The organism is Gluconacetobacter azotocaptans (assembly GCF_014174355.1).
In the GTDB taxonomy this organism is placed as follows: Bacteria; Pseudomonadota; Alphaproteobacteria; order Acetobacterales; family Acetobacteraceae; genus Gluconacetobacter; species Gluconacetobacter azotocaptans.
This window is the reverse complement of the sequence record NZ_JABEQF010000007.1, coordinates 127,628-146,906: the sequence shown is the minus strand read 5'-3', so window position 1 is coordinate 146,906 and position 19,279 is coordinate 127,628. Positions and strand designations below refer to the sequence as shown.

At 67.1% G+C, this 19,279-nt stretch carries 22 protein-coding genes and 3 tRNA genes; 9 read left to right on the top strand and 16 right to left on the bottom strand.

Annotated features, from left to right (window positions below; all coding sequences use genetic code 11):
• Positions 1-63: 63 nt before the first annotated feature.
• The 5 genes from cysC to pdxH all read right to left on the bottom strand — a co-directional run bounded on the left by cysC (position 64) and on the right by pdxH (position 5,228).
• Complete coding sequence (cysC, locus tag HLH34_RS11715; protein ID WP_183119751.1) at positions 64-1,947, bottom strand: adenylyl-sulfate kinase; 1,884 nt, start codon at positions 1,945-1,947, stop codon at positions 64-66.
• A gap of 25 nt (positions 1,948-1,972) precedes the next feature.
• The gene (gene cysD / locus HLH34_RS11710; RefSeq protein ID WP_183119750.1) at positions 1,973-2,767 is read right to left on the bottom strand and encodes a sulfate adenylyltransferase subunit CysD; all 795 of its coding nucleotides are present in this window, start codon (positions 2,765-2,767) and stop codon (positions 1,973-1,975) included.
• Between the two features lie 47 nt (positions 2,768-2,814).
• Positions 2,815-3,498, bottom strand: coding sequence for a phosphoadenylyl-sulfate reductase (locus HLH34_RS11705; RefSeq protein ID WP_264784404.1), 684 nt, complete (start codon positions 3,496-3,498; stop codon positions 2,815-2,817).
• Positions 3,499-3,666: 168 nt separating this feature from the next.
• Entirely contained in the window at positions 3,667-4,551 is an 885-nt protein-coding gene (locus HLH34_RS11700) for a universal stress protein (protein ID WP_183119748.1), read from the bottom strand.
• A gap of 77 nt (positions 4,552-4,628) precedes the next feature.
• A complete protein-coding gene (gene pdxH / locus HLH34_RS11695) occupies positions 4,629-5,228 on the bottom strand; it encodes a pyridoxamine 5'-phosphate oxidase (protein WP_183119747.1) in 600 nt (199 codons plus the stop codon).
• A 166-nt stretch (positions 5,229-5,394) separates the two neighbouring features.
• Here pdxH and fabI point away from each other — a divergent pair, with 166 nt between their 5' ends.
• Positions 5,395-6,234, top strand: coding sequence for an enoyl-ACP reductase FabI (fabI, locus tag HLH34_RS11690; RefSeq protein WP_183119746.1), 840 nt, complete (start codon positions 5,395-5,397; stop codon positions 6,232-6,234).
• A gap of 24 nt (positions 6,235-6,258) precedes the next feature.
• Complete coding sequence (aroC, locus tag HLH34_RS11685; protein ID WP_183119745.1) at positions 6,259-7,362, top strand: chorismate synthase; 1,104 nt, start codon at positions 6,259-6,261, stop codon at positions 7,360-7,362.
• Here the strand turns inward: aroC and HLH34_RS11680 are convergent.
• Positions 7,334-7,765 carry an OsmC family peroxiredoxin gene (locus HLH34_RS11680; protein ID WP_182943863.1) on the bottom strand — a complete coding sequence of 144 codons (432 nt, stop codon included), beginning with the start codon at positions 7,763-7,765 and terminating at the stop codon, positions 7,334-7,336. The two genes, aroC and HLH34_RS11680, sit on opposite strands and share 29 nt — an antisense overlap.
• A 268-nt stretch (positions 7,766-8,033) precedes the next feature.
• Between HLH34_RS11680 and metX the strand changes: the two genes are divergently transcribed.
• The 5 genes from metX (at position 8,034) to HLH34_RS11655 (ending at position 12,969) form a co-directional block, all read left to right on the top strand.
• Positions 8,034-9,194 (top strand): homoserine O-acetyltransferase MetX, encoded by a 1,161-nt coding sequence (gene metX / locus HLH34_RS11675; RefSeq protein WP_183119744.1) that lies wholly within the window; start codon positions 8,034-8,036, stop codon positions 9,192-9,194.
• A gap of 3 nt (positions 9,195-9,197) precedes the next feature.
• Complete coding sequence (metW, locus tag HLH34_RS11670) at positions 9,198-9,803, top strand: methionine biosynthesis protein MetW (protein ID WP_183119743.1); 606 nt, start codon at positions 9,198-9,200, stop codon at positions 9,801-9,803.
• A 3-nt stretch (positions 9,804-9,806) separates the two neighbouring features.
• The gene (locus tag HLH34_RS11665; protein ID WP_183119742.1) at positions 9,807-10,727 is read left to right on the top strand and encodes a BadF/BadG/BcrA/BcrD ATPase family protein; all 921 of its coding nucleotides are present in this window, start codon (positions 9,807-9,809) and stop codon (positions 10,725-10,727) included.
• Positions 10,728-10,733: 6 nt separating this feature from the next.
• Positions 10,734-11,366 (top strand): nitroreductase family protein, encoded by a 633-nt coding sequence (locus HLH34_RS11660; RefSeq protein ID WP_373318624.1) that lies wholly within the window; start codon positions 10,734-10,736, stop codon positions 11,364-11,366.
• Positions 11,367-11,691: 325 nt separating this feature from the next.
• Complete coding sequence (locus HLH34_RS11655) at positions 11,692-12,969, top strand: DEAD/DEAH box helicase (protein WP_183119741.1); 1,278 nt, start codon at positions 11,692-11,694, stop codon at positions 12,967-12,969.
• Positions 12,970-13,270: 301 nt separating this feature from the next.
• On the opposite strand, the gene HLH34_RS11650 is transcribed toward HLH34_RS11655, so the two are convergent.
• The gene (locus HLH34_RS11650) at positions 13,271-13,498 is read right to left on the bottom strand and encodes a hypothetical protein (protein WP_183119740.1); all 228 of its coding nucleotides are present in this window, start codon (positions 13,496-13,498) and stop codon (positions 13,271-13,273) included.
• An 89-nt stretch (positions 13,499-13,587) separates the two neighbouring features.
• On the opposite strand from HLH34_RS11650, the gene HLH34_RS11645 reads away from it, so the two are divergent.
• Positions 13,588-13,842, top strand: coding sequence for a hypothetical protein (locus HLH34_RS11645; RefSeq protein WP_183119739.1), 255 nt, complete (start codon positions 13,588-13,590; stop codon positions 13,840-13,842).
• A gap of 80 nt (positions 13,843-13,922) precedes the next feature.
• Here the strand turns inward: HLH34_RS11645 and HLH34_RS19435 are convergent, their stop codons facing one another.
• The 3 genes from HLH34_RS19435 to HLH34_RS11630 all read right to left on the bottom strand — a co-directional run bounded on the left by HLH34_RS19435 (position 13,923) and on the right by HLH34_RS11630 (position 16,158).
• Positions 13,923-14,501, bottom strand: a complete 579-nt coding sequence (locus tag HLH34_RS19435; RefSeq protein ID WP_204738786.1) for an MAPEG family protein — start codon at positions 14,499-14,501, stop codon at positions 13,923-13,925.
• 115 nt (positions 14,502-14,616) lie between these two features.
• Positions 14,617-14,706 (bottom strand) — tRNA-Ser (locus HLH34_RS11635).
• Positions 14,707-14,817: 111 nt separating this feature from the next.
• Positions 14,818-16,158, bottom strand: a complete 1,341-nt coding sequence (locus HLH34_RS11630) for an MFS transporter (RefSeq protein WP_183119738.1) — start codon at positions 16,156-16,158, stop codon at positions 14,818-14,820.
• A gap of 69 nt (positions 16,159-16,227) precedes the next feature.
• Here HLH34_RS11630 and HLH34_RS19195 point away from each other — a divergent pair, with 69 nt between their 5' ends.
• Positions 16,228-16,437, top strand: coding sequence for a hypothetical protein (locus tag HLH34_RS19195; protein WP_220792147.1), 210 nt, complete (start codon positions 16,228-16,230; stop codon positions 16,435-16,437).
• Positions 16,438-16,886: 449 nt separating this feature from the next.
• Here HLH34_RS19195 and HLH34_RS11625 read toward each other — a convergent pair.
• The 6 genes from HLH34_RS11625 to HLH34_RS11600 form a co-directional block, all read right to left on the bottom strand.
• A tRNA-Arg gene (locus HLH34_RS11625) sits at positions 16,887-16,963 on the bottom strand.
• Between the two features lie 31 nt (positions 16,964-16,994).
• The gene (locus tag HLH34_RS11620) at positions 16,995-17,300 is read right to left on the bottom strand and encodes an ETC complex I subunit (protein WP_183119737.1); all 306 of its coding nucleotides are present in this window, start codon (positions 17,298-17,300) and stop codon (positions 16,995-16,997) included.
• Between the two features lie 23 nt (positions 17,301-17,323).
• Positions 17,324-17,400: transfer RNA gene (locus HLH34_RS11615), tRNA-Pro, on the bottom strand.
• Between the two features lie 61 nt (positions 17,401-17,461).
• Entirely contained in the window at positions 17,462-18,388 is a 927-nt protein-coding gene (locus tag HLH34_RS11610; protein WP_183119736.1) for an N-acetylmuramic acid 6-phosphate etherase, read from the bottom strand.
• 19 nt (positions 18,389-18,407) lie between these two features.
• A complete protein-coding gene (gene gpt, locus HLH34_RS11605; RefSeq protein ID WP_183119735.1) occupies positions 18,408-18,890 on the bottom strand; it encodes a xanthine phosphoribosyltransferase in 483 nt (160 codons plus the stop codon).
• Positions 18,890-19,255 (bottom strand): tRNA-binding protein, encoded by a 366-nt coding sequence (locus HLH34_RS11600; protein ID WP_183119734.1) that lies wholly within the window; start codon positions 19,253-19,255, stop codon positions 18,890-18,892. Before HLH34_RS11600 ends, gpt begins: the two co-directional genes overlap by 1 nt.
• Positions 19,256-19,279 lie beyond the last annotated feature (24 nt).

Genomic DNA, 19,279 nt, shown 5'->3' with positions numbered 1-19,279 from the left:
GTCACCGTGCGATCGGCGCCGCGGCGGCCCGATCGCCGGCGGGTGGCGTGCTCAAGCGGGTGCTCAGGACCGCTGGCGGGACTGGTCGCCCAGGACGACCGCACCGGTGATGTGCGACGCCAGGCGGCCGGCCGCATCCTGGACGCTGTCCTGGCCGGTGGCCAGGCGCAGGTCGGGATTGGCGGGTGCCTCGTAGGGGGCGTCGATCCCGGTGAAGCCGCTGATCCGCCCGGCGCGGGCGGCGGCATACAGGCCCTTGGGGTCGCGGGCCTCGCAGACCGTCTGGTCGGCGTCCACGAAGATTTCCTGGAACCCGTCGCCCACGATCTGGCGGGCCAGGTCGCGGTCGGCGGCGCGCGGGGAAATCAGCGCGACCAGCACCACCTGCCCGGTTTCGGCCAGGATGCGCGCCACGGCGGCGGCCCGGCGCACGTTTTCGGTGCGATCTTCCTCGGAGAAGCCGAGATCGGCGCACAGCCCGGCCCGCAGCGTGTCGCCGTCCAGGACCGACACGTCGATACCCTGGGTGAACAGGCGGGATTCGGCCGCGCGGGCCAGCGTGCTCTTGCCCGCGCCGGGCAGGCCGGTCATCCAGAAGACGCCGCCGCGATGGCCGCGCGCCTGGGCCCGGTCCCACAGCGATACAGTGCTGTCGGTGGGGTGGATGGCCTTGGTGCCGCTGGCGATGGCCGCCGGGCCGATCAGCGGTGCGCCGCCGACGATGCGCTGGTGACGGTCGACCAGCACGCCGCGCCCGTCGGTGGTGCCGGGGGCGAACGCGTCGAACAGAATGCTTTCTGACGCCGCCAGCGTGATTTCGGCAAAGCCCTCGGGCGGGACGTGGTCGGCGGGGTGCTCGGTCAGGTCGTCCAGCCGGACGACGGAATCGATCGAGGCCACCGTCACCTGATGCTCGGCGGTGCCCAGGCGCAGGCGGAAGCTCTCGCCGACGCGCAGCGGCTCCTGCCGCAGCCAGAACAGGCGCGAGCGGATGCGCGCGGCGCGAATCGGCGTTTCGCCGGGCTGGTGCAGCAGGTCGCCGCGATCGGGGATCACGTCGGGTTCCAGCGTGATCGCCACCGACTGCCCGGCGACGGCGGAAATCTGCGGGGCGGTGTGCCAGCTTTCGATCGACGCGACCCGCGCCACCGTGCCGTGCGTGCCGATCACCAGGCTGTCGCCCACCTTCACGCGCCCGCGCTCGATCCGGCCGACGACGACGCGCTTGGTGTCGAAGCGGTAGACGTCCTGCACCGGCAGGCGCAGCGGCAGGTCGGCGCGGCCCGACGGCGCGGGGACCAGGGCCAGCGCCTCGGTCAGGGTCGGACCCTGGTACCAGCCCATGTGCGGCGAACGGCTGGCGATATTGTCGCCTTCGCGCGCCGAGGCCGGCACGAACAGGCTGACCTCGATATCCAGCTGCTTCAGCAGGGCGGCGACGGCGCGCTCGGTCTCGGCGATGCGGGCCGGGTCGTAATCCAGCAGGTCCACCTTGTTCATCAGGACGATGACATGGCGGATGCCGATCAGGCGCAGCAGCATCGCGTGGCGGCGCGTCTGTTCCTGCGCGCCCTCGGCGGCATCGACCACCAGCACCGCGGCCTCGGCGTCGGCCGCGCCGGTGATCATATTGCGCAGGAATTGCCGGTGGCCCGGCGCGTCAACGATCACGAACTCGCGGTCGCCCAGCCGGAAGGGGATGCGCGTGGAATCGACGGTGACGCCCTGGTCACGCTCGATCTGCAGGCTGTCGAGCAGGAAGCTCCATTCGACCTTCAGGCCGCGTTTCTTGCTGGATTCGACGATCTGGGCGACCCGGCCCTCGGGCAGGTTGTCGGTATCGTGCAGCAGGCGGCCGATCAGGGTCGACTTGCCATGGTCGACATGGCCGACGATGACGATGGGGGTGGCCGCATCCTGACGGGCGGCGGCGGGGACGTTGCTCATGATGATGTTCCGGTCCGTCCGTGGGTCAGAGATAGCCAGCGACGCGAAGACGCTCGAACGCATCCTCGGATTCATGGTCCATCGCGCGGCCGGCGCGTTCGGACGTGCGGCTGGTCCGCAGTTCCGCGATCACCTCGGCGACGGTCGCGGCGTCGCTTTCGATCGGGCTGGTGATGTCCTGGTCGCCCAGCGAGCGATAGCGCAGGCCGTTCTTCGAGAAATACAGATCGACCAGCGGAATGCCCTCGCGCTCGATATAGCGCCAGATGTCGATCTCGCGCCACGACAGCAGGGGATGGACGCGGATATGCACGCCCTCTTCATGCGGGGTGGCGTACTGGTCCCAGAATTCCGGCGGCTGGTTGCGCACGTCCCATTTGTGGCTGGAACCGCGCGGGCTGAACACGCGCTCCTTGGCACGGGTCGCCTGCTCGTCGCGCCGGATGCCGGCGATCACGCCCTCCAGGCTGTATTTCTCGATCATCGCGGCCAGGCCGGCGGTCTTGCGCGCGGCGGACCGGGCAGCCGGCGGCAGCGTCGGGTCGATCTCCTCGACCGGCGGGCAGTCGCCCAGCAGCAGGTCCAGGTTCCATTTCCGCACATATTCGTCGCGGAAGCGGTACATCTCGGGGAATTTCTTGCCGGTATCGACATGCATCACCGGGAACGGCACACGGCCCAGGAAGGCCTTGCGCGCCAGCCAGAGCATGACGTTGGAATCCTTGCCCAGCGACCACAGCATCGCCAGCGGCTTCAGGTTCCGGTACGCCTCGCGCAGGATATAGATGCTCTGGGCTTCAAGCTGATCGAGATCGTCCATGACGGGGGCTTCTTTCGGAAACAATGGAATGACGAGGGGCGGACAGGTCAGGCGTGGATGCCGCATTCGGTCTTGGACAGGCCCGCCCAGCGTCCGGCGCGCGGGTCCTCGCCCTCGGCCACCGGGCGCGTGCACGGCGCGCAGCCGATCGATGGATAGCCCCGCAGGCTCAACGGATGGCGCGGCAGGTCGCGCCGCGCCATTTCGGCGTCCAGCTCGGCCGGGGTCCAGCGGGCCAGGGGGTTGATCTTGATCCGGCCCTCGGCCGCCTGCTCGATGACGGGCAGGGCGGTGCGGGTTGCGGCCTGCGATCGCTTGCGGCCGGTCAGCCACGCGTCGAACGGGATCATGGCCTCGTCCAGCGGTTCGACCTTGCGCAGGGCGCAGCAGGCGTCGGGGTCGAAGGCCCAGAGCTGGCCGTCGGGGTCACGGTCGCGGATCTGCCGTGCCGCCGGTTGGATGCTGCGGACGTCCGACAGGCCCAGATGCGCGACCAGCCGGTCGCGATAGGCCAGGGTTTCGGGGAAATGCTGTCCGGTATCCAGGAACAGGACCGGCGTCGCCGGGTCCACATCCGCCACCATCGCCAGCAGCACCGCCGATTCCGACCCGAAGGACGACACGGTGGCGACGCGCCCGCGCAGGCCGCCGGTCAGCACGGTCCGCAGGATGGCCTGCGCCGTGTCGCCGGCGTCGTGGATAGCGGTCAGGATCGACGGGTCTATACGCACTGTCAGGGCCCACATTCCTCATTGCACGAAAAATTATCGTGCTTTGAGGTCGATGTAATCGTTCTCCCCGGGAGATTCAAGGGGAATATACATCATGAGAGCGTGGTAATAATCATACCATCCATGCCGAATGGGTCTGATTTCCGTCGAATCGGCCGCGTGGCCGTATTATCGGCTCATCAACACGGGTAATTCGGCATTTTCCAGAACGTGGCGCGTCACCCCGCCCAGAATCAACTGGCGCAGACGCGAATGGGAATAGGCCCCCATCGCCAGCATGTCGGCGTTGAACGCGCGACAGGCGGCCAGCAGGGCGGCGCCCACCGTTTCCTCGGGGTTGCTGAATTCCACCAGGTCGGCGTCCACCCCATGGATGGCCAGGTACTCCGCCGCGTGGCGGGCTTCGGGGCCCCGGCGCTGGTAGTCGCCGGAATAGAGGATGCGCACCGCCTCGGCCTCGGAGACCCATGGCAGGATATGATGCAGCGCCGCCGTGGCTTCGGACGTGCCGTTCCAGGCGATGCAGATCCGCCGGCCGGCCGTGGCGGGGGGCTGGCGCGGGGCTATGACCACCGGGCGGCCGCTATCGAACAGGATGGCGTGCAGCGTCTCGGATGACGAGACCTCTTCGCCGGAGTCGGGATGCGGGACGACGGTGACGTCGGACAGGCGGGCGCGGAAGGTGACGACCTCGTGCTCGCGCCCCGTCATGGTGACGAAGCTGGCCGTGGCGGTGCCGATAGGATTGCCGTGGAAGGGGGGAATGGGGCCGGTGACGGTCACGCCGTTGCTGGCGGTGAAACGGTCGAATATCTCGCGCACCGCAAGGGCGCGGCGGGCGCCCTCGCGCTCGGCGGCGGACATCATTTCCTCGACCATCGCGCCCGACAGGCCCTCGCCGGCCAGGGGGGCGACGTCGCGGCTGTCGGCCCGGACATGCAGGGCAGAGATGTGTCCGCCGAATTGCCGGGCGAACAGCAGGCCGGTGGCCAGGGCGGCCTCGGCATTGGACGTTCCGTTTAGCGGCAGCATGATTTTTTGTATGTTCTTCAATTTTTTCATCTCCAGCTTTGTTGGAACGTCAGGGCAGTTCGGCGCCCCACGGTGTCTGCCTTGGGGGCGCCAGGCCGTCAGGGGTAAAGTCGTGTCGTCTCCCATGTCGTGCCCGCACGGCGCCAGACGGCGCGGTCGTGCAGGCGGTGCGGCCGATCCTGCCAGAATTCGATGGCGTCGGGGACCAGCCGGAACCCCGACCAGTTCGCCGGACGGGGAATCGTTTCATCGGGATAGCGATCTTCCAGTTCCGCCAGGCGGTGCTCGAAGATCGCGCGGTCGGTCAGCGGCCGCGACTGGTCGGACGCGATGGCCCCCAGGCGGGAGATGCGCGACCGGCTGGCGAAATAGGCGTCGGCTTCGGCGTCGGTCACGGGTTCGACCGGGCCTTCGATCCGGATCTGGCGGCGCAGGCTCTTCCAATGGAACAGCAGGGCGGCATGCGGGTTTTCCCGCAATTCACCCGCCTTGCGGCTTTCGAGGTTGGTATAGAAGACGAAGCCCCGCGTGTCGGCGCCCTTCAGCAGGATCATCCGCACCGACGGGCGTCCGTCCGGCGTGGCGGTGGCCAGCGCCATGGCGTTCGGGTCCGCAGGTTCGTGCGCCTCGGCCTCGCGCATCCAGGCGGCGAACAGGGTGAAGGGGTCTGCCCCAAGGTCGATCAGCGCGGCGGTCATTCGTTATTCCGTCCAGTTTCTGCGGCAGGCGGTGCGCAGCGTCATGGCCCGCCACGCAGGCGGCGAAAGCGGGGGGCGTCGCGTAACCCGGATCTTGTCCCACGCGCCGGCTTGTGCAACCACGACCCCAACCCGATCATGCCATTTCCAGACCAAGGATCCTATCATGTCAGACGGCACGTCCAAAGTCCCGGCCACGGGCACGCTGATGAAGGGCAAGCGGGGCCTTGTCATGGGTGTCGCCAACGATCGGTCGATCGCCTGGGGCATCGCCAACGCGGTCGCGGCGCAGGGCGGCGAGCTGGCCTTCACCTATCAGGGCGAGGCCCTGGGCAAGCGGGTCCGTCCGCTGGCCGAGCGCGTGGGCTCGACGCTGGTGCTGCCCTGCGACGTGAGCGACGACGCCGCGATGGACGCGACCTTCGCCGAGATCGAGGCGCAGTGGGGAAAGCTGGACTTCCTGGTCCATGCCATCGGCTGGGCCGACAAGCAGTATCTGCGCGGCCGCTATGTCGACACCCCGCGCGATGCGTTCCTGACCGCGCTGGATATCTCGTGCTATTCCTTTACCGCCGTCGCACGCCGGGCGGCGCGCCTGATGACGTCGGGCGGATCGCTGCTGACCCTGTCCTATCTGGGGGCCGAGCGCGTCATGCCGCATTACAACGTGATGGGCGTGGCCAAGGCGGCGCTGGAGGCCTCGGTGCGCTACATGGCGGCCGACCTGGGGCGCGACGGGATTCGCGTGAACGGCATTTCGGCTGGTCCGATCATGACGCTGGCGGCCAACGGCATCGGCGATTTCCGCTATATCCTGAAATGGAACCAGTACAACGCGCCGCTGGAGCGCAACGTGTCGCTGGAGGAGGTCGGCGGCGCCGGCCTGTACATGCTGTCCGACCTGTCGGGGGGCGTCACCGGCGAGATCCATCACGTCGATTCCGGCTATAACATCGTGGGAATGAAGAACCCCACGGCGCCCGACATCACCGTCTCGGGCGACTGACGGCCGCGAAGGGGATGCCGGGTCATGTCGCACAATAGTTTCGGCCATCTGTTCCGGGTCACGACCTGGGGCGAAAGCCACGGGCCGGCCATCGGCTGCGTCGTCGACGGCTGCCCGCCGCGCCTGGCGCTGTCGGCGGCCGACATCCAGCCGTGGCTGGACCGGCGGCGCCCCGGCCAGTCGAAATACACCACCCAGCGCCAGGAACCCGACGCGGTCGAGATCCTGTCGGGCGTGTTCGAGGGCCGGACGACCGGCACCCCGATCGCGCTGCTGATTCACAACACCGATCAGCGGTCGCGCGATTACGGCGACATTGCCGAGCGCTATCGCCCGGGCCACGCCGATGTCACCTACGACCTGAAATACGGCATCCGCGACTATCGCGGCGGCGGCCGGTCGTCGGCGCGGGAAACCGCGATGCGGGTGGCGGCGGGCGCGGTGGCACGGCAGGTGCTGGGCGGGGGGGTGCGTATTTGCGGCGCCCTGACGCAGATCGGCCCGCATCGTGTCGATCGTGCCCGCTGGGATTGGGAGGCCGTGGACACCAACCCGTTCTTCTGCCCCGACCCGGAGATGGTGCCGGTCTGGGAAGATTATCTGGGCGCGGTGCGCAAGGCGGGATCGTCGGTCGGCGCGGTGATCGAAATCGTGGCCGAGGGCGTGCCGCCGGGGCTGGGCGCGCCGATTTACGGCAAGCTCGATTCCGACCTGGCGATGGCGTTGATGAGCATCAACGCGGTCAAGGGCGTCGAGATCGGCGAGGGTTTCGCCGCCGCCGCCCTGACCGGCGAGGATAATGCCGACCCGATGCGGATCGAGGACGGCCGGCTGACCTTCGCCTCGAACCACGCGGGCGGCATCCTTGGCGGGATTTCCACCGGGCAGCCGGTGATCGCGCGCTTCGCCGTCAAGCCGACCAGTTCGATCCTGACGCCCGTCGCCTCGGTGACGCGATCGGGCGAAAATGTCGAGGTGGCGACCCGGGGCCGGCACGACCCCTGCGTGGGCATTCGCGCGGTCCCGGTGGGCGAGGCGATGATGGCCTGCGTGCTGGCCGATCATCTGCTGCGCCACCGGGCGCAGGTCGGCGAGAGCGTCACGCCGTCAGCGTCGCCTCCAGCGTGATGGGCGCGTTCAGCAGTTTCGAGATCGGGCAGCCGGCCTTGGCCTTGGCGGCCAGGTCCTGGAACTGATCCTCGGTCGCGCCGGGGATGGTGGCCGTCAGGGTCAGGTGGGCCGCCGTCACCGCGAAGCCGTCGGGCTGCTTTTCCAGCGAGATGACCGATTTGGCGTCCAGCGCGGTCGCCGTCAGGCCGGCTCCGCCCAATACGCCCGACAGGGCCATGGCGAAGCAGGCGGCGTGCGCCGCCCCCACCAGTTCCTCGGGGTTGGTGCCGGCCACGCCTTCGAAGCGGGTGTTGAACCCGTAGGGCAGTGCCGACAGCGCGCCGCTCTGGGTGGAGACGGTTCCCTTGCCGTCCTTCAGGCCGCCTTGCCAGTGCGCGGTGCCGAATTTGGTGATGGTCATGGGTTGGTTTCCTCCTGCATGTGCCGTCCCGCCTGGGGCCGGCAGGGTCCGACCATAACGTCGTGCCATCCGGGGCGAAGCGCACAAGGTGCACACGATACGGTGAGAGGGGGGGCGGCGGCCCCCCGCTTTTCCCAGTGGGGCATGCAAACTGTTGCGTGTGGCGGATGCCGGTGTCATACGACGTCGCGGTCGTGACAGGGTATCGTCTGCAACGCTGTCCTGTCCGCGCCTTGCAATCGTTCACGACGGAATGCCGGCCCGCGCGATGGATCAGACCGTACCTGCCCTGCTTCAGCACGAATGCGTGGTGTTCCCCGAGGGGCTTCATCTGGAATGCGGGTTCCATCTGGCCCCGGTGCAGATCGCGTACCGGACCTATGGCACTCTGTCGGCGGCGCGCGATAACGCCATCGTCGTGTGCCATGCCCTGACCGGCGACCAGTATCTGGCGGACACCCAGCCCCTGACCGGCAAGCCCGGGTGGTGGAGCCGTATGGTCGGGCCGGGCCTGCCGATCGACACCGACCGCTTCTTCGTCATCTGCATGAACGTGCTGGGCGGCTGCATGGGCTCGACCGGCCCGCGGTCGCCGCGCTCGGGGGCGGGGGCCGACGGGACCGAGCCGTGGGGCACCGATTTCCCACCCGTCACCATCCGCGACATGGTCCGCGCGCAGAAGCTGCTGGTCGACCGTTTCGGCATCCAACGGCTGTTCGCCGTCGTCGGCGGGTCGATGGGCGGCATGCAGGTGCTGGAATGGGCCGCGACCTATCCGGACATGGTGTTCGCCGCCATGCCCATCGCGACGTCGCCGTTTCACTCGGCCCAGAACATCGCGTTCAACGAGGTCAGCCGCCAGGCGATCTTCGCCGACCCCGACTGGCATGGCGGACGGTACTGGGAACGCGATGCCGTTCCGGCCCGGGGGCTGGCGGTCGCGCGGATGATGGCGCACATCACCTATCTGTCCGAGGAAGCCCTGACCCGCAAATTCGGCCGGCGCGTCCGCCGCGACCCCTATGGCGATAACCCGCTGTCGCTGTTCGGCGAGATGTTCGAGGTCGAAAGCTATCTGCGGCACCAGGGGTCGTCGTTCGTGCACCGGTTCGATGCCAATTCCTATCTGACGATCACGCGGGCGATGGATTATTTCGATCTGGGCACCGAGCATGACGGCGATCTGTCCCGGCCGTTCCACGGCACGCGCACGCGCTTCTGCATCGTGTCGTTTTCCTCGGACTGGCTGTTCCCCACGTCGCAGGCGCGCATGCTGGCCCGCGCGCTGAACCGCGCCGCCGCCAACGTCTCGTTCGTCGAGATCGAAAGCGACAAGGGCCACGACGCCTTCCTGCTGGACGAACCCGATTTCGACCGCACGGTGCGCGGCTTCCTGTCCGGCGCCGCCGAACATGCGCGGATCGGCTGACCGGTGCGGCTCGACCAGCGGCTGATCGCCGAAATGATCCAGCCCGGCACCCGGGTGCTCGATATCGGAAGCGGCGACGGCGCGCTGCTGGATTATCTGTTCCGCACCCGCGGCTGCGACGCCCAGGGCATCGAGATCGACATGCAGGAGGTCACGCGCTCGGTGGCGCATGGGTTGCCGGTGATGCATGGCGACGCGGATCACGACCTGGCGCATTACCCCCGGCACGCCTTCGATTATGTGGTGCTGCAACGCACCTTGCAGGCCGTCGAACGCCCGCGCGAGGTCTTGCGCCAGATGCTGCGGATCGGGCGCCATGCTATCGTCTCGTTCCCCAATTTCGGGCACTGGCAGTTGCGGCTGAAGCTGCTGACGACCGGGCGGATGCCGATGACGGCGGTCTGGAACACGCCGTGGTACGAAACGCCGAACATCCATCCCTGTACGATTCTCGATTTCCTGATGCTCTGCCGGGAAGAGGGCTACGTGGTCGAGGAATGGATGGCGGTGGATGAGGACGGCGAGCGCGCGCCGTGGCGCCGCTCCATCCGTCTGGCCAATCTGTTCGGCGAGCAGGCGTTGTTCCTGCTGCGGCGGCGGGGCGGCTGATCCATGGCGGTAGGCCGCGCGCCGGCCGAAGACGCGCGCACCGTGCTGGTCGGCATCGACGGCGGGGGAACGGCGACGCGCCTGCGCCTGGCCACGCCGGACGGAACGATCCTGGGCACGGGGCAGGGCGGCCCCGCCAATATCGCGACGGATGCCGAATGCGGATGGCGGTCGGTCCGCGATGCGCTGGACCAGGCCATGGCGCAGGCCGGGCTGTCGCCGGTGGGGTGCCGACTGGTGGCCGGCGCGGGGCTGGCGGGGGCCGAGGTGCCGGAGGCGCGCGCGCGTTTCATGGCCCTTCCGGCGATTTTCACGGATATTGAGATCGTGACAGATGCCTATACGTCCTGCGTCGGGGCGCATGGCGGACAGGATGGCGCCATGGTCGCCGCCGGGACCGGCACGGTGGGATATGCCGTGGCCGGAGGCCAGACCCGCCGGGTCGGCGGATGGGGGTTTCCGCAGGGCGATGAGGGCGGCGGCGCCTGGATCGGGCTGGAGGTGATACGCCTGATGCTGCGCGCAGGCGACGGCCGTACCCCCCGCACGGCGCTGACCGAGGCGATCCGGAACCGGGCTGGGGCGGATGGCGGCGATCCGATGATCTGGGCGGTCGGAGCCCGGCCTGCCGACTTCGCGTGCCTGGTGCCACAGATCGTCGCCGCCGCCGGGCAGGGCGATGCACAGGCGCGGGCGCTGCTGGCCCGGGCGGGGGCCGAGATCGATGGCCTGATGGCCGCGTTGCTGGAGGGTGACGGGTTCGGGGGCCTGCCCTGCTGCCTGGTGGGTGGTCTGGCGGACGTGTTGCGGCCCTGTCTGTCGCCGTGGAGCCGAAGCCGCCTGTCCGAGCCGCGGGGCGGTGCGATCGAGGGCGCGCTGGTGCTGGCGGGACGGTTGCATTCCGGGGCGATCGGTCGAGAATAACGACCGATGACCAAGGACAAGGATATCCGCCCCATGGAAACACTGGACGCCATCCGGACACGCCGCGCGGTCAAGCAGTACGATCCGGACCATCGCATCCCCGACGCCGACCTGGACACGATCCTTTCGGCGGGCATGCTGGCCCCGACCGCCTTCAATATCCAGCACTGGCGCTTCGTCGTGGTGACCGATCCGGCGTTGCGGCGGCAGATCCGCGCGGTGGCGTGGGACCAGGCGCAGGTCACCGATGCCTCGGTGCTGATCGTGATGTGCGCGGACATGCAGGCCTGGCGCAAGGACCCGGCGCACTACTGGGCCGACGCGCCGCAGGATGTACAGGACCTGATGGCGGGCCTGATCAACCAGTATTACGAGGGACGCCCGCAGGTTCAGCGGGACGAGACGATGCGGTCCTGCGCCCAGGCCGCCCAGACGATGATGCTGGCCGCCGCCAGCCTGGGCTATCAGTCCTGCCCGATGGACGGGTTCGATTTCGATGCGGTGGCGAAGCTGATCAACCTGCCGGACGACCATGTGATCACCATGTTCGTCGCCCTCGGCAAGGGCACGCAGGCGGCACGGCCCCGGGCCAGTCGCCTGACGCTGGAGCAGGTGCGCGTGCGCGACCGTTTCGCCTGATGCGACGGGTGCCGCCGGCATGCCGATGCCGGTGGCAACGGCCATCCTTGGGAAAAGGCTTGCGGGACAGGCCTTGACCGGGTAGAAGCCGCCCGTGGATGGCCCGCGCCTGTCCCGCATGCTGACTTGTACGCACGTGCCTTGTTGACGCGGGGGGCACGGACTGGACGGACAAGCGTATCTTCCCTTTCCCAGACGGCTTGCGGTGACTGACAGCGTGCCCTGCGATGCAGGGTCGCGAACCGTGTTTCGTATTTTTCAAGACATTCCGGATGCTCATTCTGTCGTGAGGGTTCCGGCCATTTTGGTGCCGGGAGGCGCTTTCATGACGACATTCTCCGACCTTCAACTTGCCGAGCCCTTGCTGCGCGCCCTGAATGAGGAAGGCTACACGACCCCGACCCCCATCCAGGCCGGCGCGATCCCGCATCTGCTGGCCGGGCGCGACCTGCTGGGCCTGGCCCAGACCGGCACCGGCAAGACCGCGGCCTTCGCGCTGCCCATCCTGCACCGGCTGCTGACGCATCACGGGCGCGCCCACCCCAAGGGCGCGCGCGCCCTGGTGCTGGCGCCGACGCGCGAACTGGCGTCGCAGATCGACGAAAGCTTCAAGGCCTATGCCCGCCACATGCGGCTGAGCCATGCCGTGATCTTCGGCGGCGTCGGCCAGGGGCGGCAGGTCGAGGCGATGCGCCGCGGCGTCGACGTGCTGGTGGCGGCCCCGGGCCGCCTGCTGGACCTGATGGGTCAGGGGCATGTCGATCTGTCCGGCCTGGAGGTCCTGGTGCTGGACGAAGCCGACCGCATGCTGGACATGGGCTTCGTGCGCGACATCCGTCGGATCGTCGCCGAACTGCCGCGTGATCGCCAGACGTTGCTGTTCTCGGCCACCATGCCCAAGAGCATCTCGGATCTGGCCCACGGGCTGCTGCGCGACCCGGCCACCGTGCAGGTGACGCCGCCGTCCAGCACGGTCGACCGGATCCGTCAGGCCGTCATGTTCGTCGATACCGAGAACAAGCGCGACGCGCTGAAGCTGCTGGTGGATTCGCCCAAGGTCGAGCGCGCCGTGGTGTTCACGCTGATGAAGCATGAGGCCAACAAGGTCGCCGCCTTCCTGAACGATCATGGAGTCGTTTCCGAGGCGATCCACGGCAACAAGTCGCAGGGTGCGCGCGAACGCGCGATGGCGGGTTTTCGCTCCGGCGCCGTGAAGGTGCTGGTCGCGACCGATATCGCCGCGCGCGGCATCGACGTCGATGACGTCACGCATGTCTTCAACTACGACCTGCCGAACGTGCCCGAAAGCTACGTGCACCGGATCGGCCGCACGGCCCGCGCCGGGCGCGAAGGCTGGGCGGTGTCGCTGTGCGATGCCGAACAGCGGGCGTGGCTGCGCGATATCGAGAAGACGATCGCCAAGAAGATCCCGGTTGTCGTTGAACATCCGTACCATTCCGAAACCGCTTCCAACTCCACCCTGCGTCCGCCCGTGCTGGGCGGTGGCGGCGGCCGTGGTCGGGGCGGCGGTGGCGGCGGACGCCCGCAGCAGCGCCAGGGCGGCGGCGGCCATCGTGGCGGCGGCGCGCGTCGCGTCGCCTGAAGCACATATCCTGCCGGCGCCGTACGCGGCGCCGGCAGGTTGGGCTGCCCTGGTCAGGCCGGGCTTTGCCCGAACCCACCAGGGCCTGAGGCCCTGGACCCCGCGCCGTCCAGACGCGCCCGAACGCGTGGCACGGACGTCAGGGCGGTAGCGAATGCCTGCGCTCTGGCCGTCAGTTCGTCATCAGGATCGACGACCGTAAACCAGCGCTGACGTTGCACGTAGAAGCGCGATCCCGCTGTGCGCGGCAGGGAAACGTTCGTCCGAAGAGTGATGGCGTTTCCAGCATCCGTCTCGACCATCAATCGCTCGTGCAGTCGCTGCAGAAACGCATCGTGCTTCGGCCTGGGAAGGTGATGAAGGCGATGGCGCGTTCGGGTTTGCGGAGCTGCCGAATTTCCGAGAAGGTCGCATGCTTCTCCGTTTCCCCTCCGATGCCGTTGTCCGGGTCGAGAAATATGATGTCCGCACCATCGAGGATGCTGCGCTTGCGTGTGCCCCACGCATTCCGCTCCACACGCGGCGGCATCGGCTCACGATGAAATAGGGCCCCCTGGGCCAGATCGTTGCCTGTTCAAGCGCGGCAGGGCTGCGTTCCGGAAGCCTGGCGAGCCCCGCGTGAAGCTCTTCATCGAGAAGACGCCATGCTGCCTCGTCGCGCCATTCGAGATGCCGTCCATCCTGCCGTCCGTCCTCTTCCGGCGCATAGTACCATGCGATGCCGAGCATCCGGTCCGCGCCCGCGAGCGCGCGCAGGAACGCGAATTTGAGAAGATCGCTGACGTCGCCAGCATACTGATCGCGCATTTGGTCCCCACGTTCGTCGTCGTCACATATCCATCCGAGGAAACGAGAACGATGGGCGTGGCGTGATTGATGCCGGGTAAATGACGGTGGTGCCGGTGGCTTCCGGGACCGCTTACGTCATGGATTTCGCGGTTGTCCGCCGGCAGTCATCCGAACACCAGTGCGTACAGCACCAGACCAAGACCGACGAGGCTGACCAGAAAGACGATGGAGCGGATCTTCTCGACCCCGAAGGCGTACAGCGGCAGGTACAGGAGGCGCGCAGCCAGCCAGATCCATCCACCGATTGCGCTCAAATCACTTTCACGCCCTGTTACCACCACGCCGATCAACGCCACGATGGCGATCGGAAAGGTCTCCTGGAAATTGGCTTGCGCCCGCGCCAAGCGTGCGATGACGGGATTCAGCGGCGGCATGGTCTCGTCGCGCGGGCCGGTATTCCAGTCGATACCGTATTGCCGGGTCTTCAGGGTGGAGGGGATAATGATATGCACGAAGAGCAACATCGCTCCCGCCGCCAGGATCATGATTTCTGTTTGCATCGGCTGCTCCTGTGAGTGGGCGTGCGGCCCGGAAACCCCGATGACGGCAAGCCCGACCTCTACCCGGTCGATGAGGGGGGGGCGTTGGGGGAATACGTCGTGCAGATGCAGTGCGGTATCGTGGAAGAGGAAGCGGGCTTCCCGGTGACCGACTCTATATAGGCGGCCAATCGCGAAATTCACTCACCTGGCCGTGCAGGTTCACGCCGTGTTCGTCGTCGAAACCCGGATGCAGAGCTTTGCGCGCCCTTGAAATTCGGCGGGAAGCCATTCGCAAATAATGTCAATTTGACCAAAGTGGCGGAGAGGGTGGGATTCGAACCCACGGTACGCTTGCACGCACGGCGGTTTTCAAGACCGCTGCCTTAAACCGCTCGGCCACCTCTCCGACGGGGCATTCTTATTCATGGTTTTGGTCGGGGATGCAACTGGGCAGACACCCGGCCTTCCGTGAGGAAGGCCGGGGCTGGGCGTGCAGATGATGCCGGCCTGGGTTGGATTAGTGCAGGACGGGGGTTTCGCCGTACATGCCGTCCGTGTTCCGGTCGGCGCGCCGATCCTTGCGCTGGGGCGTGGAGGCGGCCTCGCGGGCATGGTCGGGAACGGAGAGGTACAGGGTCAGGATGCCGGCGAAGGCATAGAGGCCGGAGAAGATCCAGATGATGCCCTCGATCCCGTGCCAGCCTTCGAACCAGGTGACGATGGCCGGCCCAACCCAGGTGCTGGCGCCGGCGCCCAGGCCCAGTGCGGACAGGGCGGCCGCCTTTTCCTTCGGGCAGATCTGCGGCACCAGGCCCGACAGCGGCACGAAGGCCGCGACCGTCGCGCCGTAGAAGATGCCGGCCAGTGACGCGACCAGGAAATTGCCGTGATAGGCCATCGGCACGTAATAGAAGACCGGCACCGAGATCGCCGCCCCCAGGCAGCCGGCGATCGATACCACCGTGCGATGTCCCAGACGGTCGGCCAGCATCCCCGACACCAGGTTGAACAGGATGTTGCTGAGGAACACGATCGACAGCAGCTGCAGCCACTGCGACAGGGTGAAGCCGACGACCTTCATGAAGAAGGACGGCATGATCACCAGGAAGGCGTATTCCGACGCCGTGTCGATGGTGCGCACGATCATGGCCACGAACGTCTTGGGCTCGCGCCACAGAATGCTGAGGGAACCGAAGAAGATTCCCTTCACGGAGACGTGCTGCGGGGCCAGACGGGTGGCGCCCGTGGGTTCGCGCGTCAGCAGCAGCGCCACCAGGCCGCCGGCGACCACCAGGCCCAGCGACGACCAGAAGGTGGCGAGTTCGCCGATAACAGGAATGGAGAAGCTGGCGAACAGCGAGCCCAGCGTCGGCAGGCCGCCCGAAAAGGCGAACCAGAACCAGCCGGCGGCGGAGCCAAGCTGGCGCGGCGGGGTCGCGGCGGCGATCCAGACCAGGAAGCCATAGGCGAACAGCGGATAGCCCAGCCCGCGCAGCGTATAGGCGGCAACCATCATCGGGAAGCTGGCGACCTGCAGGCCCATGACCAGGAAGGCCACTTCGAACACGCTCCAGATGGCCAGGCCGATCCACATGACCCGCTTCGGCCCCCACAGGTCGGACAGCGGGCCCGACAGCCAGGAGGCGATGGAGACCGCGACACCGTAGACCGTGAACAGGAACGCCACGTCGCGCGCGGATTGGCCGTGATTTTCAAGATAGGGCGCCAGATAGCCGGCCTCTACGCCGTCGCCGATCATGAAGAGCAGCAAGCCCACAAAACCCCAGAGAAGAGGTCGTGGAATGCCGATCCTGTCGGTCAGGGAGGGGCGGTCGGACAGAACGTCTGTCTGCGTCAAGGGGAGATACTCCTCTTTAACAGGCAGCCAACATAACTATGAGGGGCTTCGCCTCATTACGAAGCATCGATGCAAGCTGCATTCGAAATCGTGGCCCATGGGACGCAGCAATTTCGAAATCATCATGTAGGGATGCGCGCCATAGGCGCTGAAGCAGATCCGGTGCCCGATAGTTCTGTCCAATGGTCGGACAATAAAGGCACAGGAAGAAATCGCCATGAAAGAGTCATGGACGAGCATTCAGGCATTATGGGCCTGAAAGAGAACAAAGCGCACTAACGGTGCGATTTTGATACGAATAAAACTGAAAAGTTCAACCTGTCCTTTCGTTTTGATATTCAGATGGAATCTTTCATACAGAAAGATACCCTATAATGGAAGAAAAATATTCCTGAATTTTGACGAAAATATGATTTATGTTGAAATTTATACTTAAAAATCCATGGTAAATTCGATTTAAATTGTCAGTTCGTCATTTGATTTCGAATTGTTCTATATTGTATAGAGATTTTATTTACAATAACGATAAATTTTATTCATATCTTCGTCCGGGAGTATGGCAGTATCCGGAACGAAAAAAAATATGGTCCGCCAAGGCCGGATGGCTGGGTGGACCGTGCCGGCCGGCGAGGTGGGGGCGCCCGGAGGAATCGACGGATTTGGATGGGGGCTGGCAACGACCCACGGCAAAGCAGGTGCAACCTGTTTGCGTATGCAATGCCGGAAAATGGCGCGCCCTGCTGGATTCGAACCAGCGACCCACAGCTTAGAAGGCTGTTGCTCTATCCGACTGAGCTAAGGGCGCGCGGGGCCAGCATTCCTATGCCGGAACGGGGTCAGTGGGTCCAGTTCTGGACCCGGTCGTACCGGAAATTGTCGGCATAGACCTTGGGCTTGCGGACGCGCGCGACGGGCAGTTCCAGGTCGTACGGCACCGCGTGGCGGTCCGCATAGGCAATGGCGGCGTCGCGGTCGGGGAATCGCAGGCGGATCTGCGACCGCGTATCACGGCTTCCGGTCCAGCCCATCAGCGGATCCTGCTGCCGGGGCTGCGTCTGGCCGTATTCCAGAATCCAGTCATGGGTGTTCGCCTGGCCGGACTGCGTGGCGGTCTTCGCTTCCTTGTAGATTCGGGCCCGCATGGAATGGAACTCCTTCTTCCCGCTGGTCGGGGCGCCCGGACTCGAACCGGGGGCCTCGTGTACCCAAAACACGCGCGCTACCAGGCTGCGCCACGCCCCGAACCTGCGGGGGAAGCTATGAGTCCTTGCGCGCTCTGGCAAGCGCCCGCGTGAAAATTTCGTCACCCGCCGCCAGGGCCCGCCGTCACGGAACGGAGAGCCGCCCGCAGCCGTCCGTCATGGCGCGCCAGGGCCGAGGCGGCGTCGCCTGGCGTCAGGCCGTGCACCACCAGGACGGCGGGCTTGACCCGCCCGTCGGTGCCGGCCAGGGCGGCCACGGCCGCCTGTTCGGTGCAGCCGGTCAGGTCGCGCACCATGCGCACGGCGCGGTGGCGCAGCTTTTCGTTGCGGGCGCGCATGTCGACCATGCGGCCGGCATGGACGCGGCCCAACCCGACCATCATCGCCGTCGACAGCAGGTTCAGCACGATCTTCTGCGATGTGCCGGCCTTCATGCGGGTCGATCCCGCGATCGCCTCCGCGCCGGTCTCGATCAGGATCGGATGGGCGGCGAGGTCCAGCAGGGCGGAACCTGCGCTGTTGGCCACCCCGATGGTCAGCGCGCCCGCCGCCGTCGCCGAACGGACGCAGGCCAGGGTGTAGGGGGTGCGGCCGCTGGCGGCCAGGGCGATCAGGACGTCATCGGGCCCGACCCGCGCCGCCTGCATGTCGCGCCGCGCGCTGTCGGTGTCGTCCTCGGCGTTCTCGACCGCCTCGGTCAGCGCGCGGGGGCCGCCGGCGACCAGCAGGATGGTCCGGCTGGCCGGCCAGTCGAACGTCGGTTCCAGCTCCGCGCCGTCCTGCGCGGCCAGCCGCCCCGAACTGCCGGCCCCGGCATAGATCAGGCGGCCGCCGGCGCGCAGGCGGGGCAGGGCGGCCTCGACCGCCGCCGCGATGGCGGCCAGCGCGGGGCGGATGGCCGCCACCGCCGTCATCTGGCCTTCCCACAGCGACGCGACCTGCACCGGGACGGCCCAGGTGTCGAGGTCGGCGGTCGCCGGGCTGAAGGCCTCGGTCGCGGGAACGGCGGGGGGCGCGGCGGGGGGCATGGCGGTGTCCGGCCTGATGTCAGCCCGCGGTCTCGGACTTGCGGGCCAGCGGCGGGATGAACAGCGGCGCGGTATCCCACGGGAACAGCACCCAGGTTGCCTGCGGGACCTCGACGACGAACAGGTCGGTCAGCGGCTTGCCCGACGGCTTGGCGTACAGACAGGCGAACAGCGCCTTGGGCAGCAGTTGCCGCACGACCTGCGCGGTGACCCCGGAATCGACCAGATCGTCGATGATCAGGAACCCTTCGCCGTCGCCGGCGGCGGCCGGGGCCTTGACGACCTGCGGCTTGCCCTGATGCTCCTCGTCATAGGTGACGACCGATATCGTCTCGATCAGGCGGCAATCCATTTCCCGCGCGATGATCGCCGCGGGGATCAGTCCGCCGCGCGTGACGGCGACGATGCCCTTGAACGGGCCGCGCGGGATCAGGGTCTCGGCCAGAAGGCGGGCGTCGCGGTGAAGCTGGTCCCAGGTGACGGTTGCGTAGGTGGTGGCCATCAGAATAGCTTTCCTCCATCAGGCACGGTTTGGTCGGGTCGGATCAGGACGACATCGCCCTTGTCGTCGGGCATGCCCAGCGTCAGTACCTCGCTGCGGAACGGGCCGATCTGCCGGGGCGGAAAATTGACCACGGCGCAGACCTGGCGGCCGATCAGCAGATCGGGCGTGTAATGGGTGGTGATCTGCGCCGACGAGCGCTTCACGCCGATCCGGGGCCCGAAATCGATCCACAGCTGGTACGCCGGCTTGCGCGCGGCGGGAAACGGCCTGGCGTCCACGACGGTGCCGACGCGGATGTCCAGGCGCGCGAACGTCTCGATATCCGTGGCAGGGGACGGGCCGGACGGGTCAATGTCTGTCATGTCACGCTTTTGCCCGCGCGGCGG

What these genes read in the sequence shown, in the direction of transcription:
- metX (WP_183119744.1), top strand. Translation starts at nt 8,034, where the DNA reads ATGGATCAGACCGTACCTGCCCTGCTTCAGCACGAATGCGTGGTGTTC.
- aroC (WP_183119745.1), top strand. Translation starts at nt 6,259, where the DNA reads ATGTCGCACAATAGTTTCGGCCATCTGTTCCGGGTCACGACCTGGGGC.
- gpt (WP_183119735.1), bottom strand. Translation starts at nt 18,890, where the DNA reads ATGGCCACCACCTACGCAACCGTCACCTGGGACCAGCTTCACCGCGAC.
- HLH34_RS11665 (WP_183119742.1), top strand. Translation starts at nt 9,807, where the DNA reads ATGGCGGTAGGCCGCGCGCCGGCCGAAGACGCGCGCACCGTGCTGGTC.
- HLH34_RS11610 (WP_183119736.1), bottom strand. Translation starts at nt 18,388, where the DNA reads ATGCCCCCCGCCGCGCCCCCCGCCGTTCCCGCGACCGAGGCCTTCAGC.
- HLH34_RS11655 (WP_183119741.1), top strand. Translation starts at nt 11,692, where the DNA reads ATGACGACATTCTCCGACCTTCAACTTGCCGAGCCCTTGCTGCGCGCC.
- pdxH (WP_183119747.1), bottom strand. Translation starts at nt 5,228, where the DNA reads ATGACCGCCGCGCTGATCGACCTTGGGGCAGACCCCTTCACCCTGTTC.
- cysC (WP_183119751.1), bottom strand. Translation starts at nt 1,947, where the DNA reads ATGAGCAACGTCCCCGCCGCCGCCCGTCAGGATGCGGCCACCCCCATC.
- cysD (WP_183119750.1), bottom strand. Translation starts at nt 2,767, where the DNA reads ATGGACGATCTCGATCAGCTTGAAGCCCAGAGCATCTATATCCTGCGC.
- HLH34_RS11620 (WP_183119737.1), bottom strand. Translation starts at nt 17,300, where the DNA reads ATGCGGGCCCGAATCTACAAGGAAGCGAAGACCGCCACGCAGTCCGGC.
- fabI (WP_183119746.1), top strand. Translation starts at nt 5,395, where the DNA reads ATGTCAGACGGCACGTCCAAAGTCCCGGCCACGGGCACGCTGATGAAG.
- HLH34_RS11660 (WP_373318624.1), top strand. Translation starts at nt 10,734, where the DNA reads ATGACCAAGGACAAGGATATCCGCCCCATGGAAACACTGGACGCCATC.
- HLH34_RS11650 (WP_183119740.1), bottom strand. Translation starts at nt 13,498, where the DNA reads ATGCCGCCGCGTGTGGAGCGGAATGCGTGGGGCACACGCAAGCGCAGC.
- HLH34_RS11600 (WP_183119734.1), bottom strand. Translation starts at nt 19,255, where the DNA reads ATGACAGACATTGACCCGTCCGGCCCGTCCCCTGCCACGGATATCGAG.
- HLH34_RS19195 (WP_220792147.1), top strand. Translation starts at nt 16,228, where the DNA reads ATGCAAGCTGCATTCGAAATCGTGGCCCATGGGACGCAGCAATTTCGA.
- HLH34_RS11680 (WP_182943863.1), bottom strand. Translation starts at nt 7,765, where the DNA reads ATGACCATCACCAAATTCGGCACCGCGCACTGGCAAGGCGGCCTGAAG.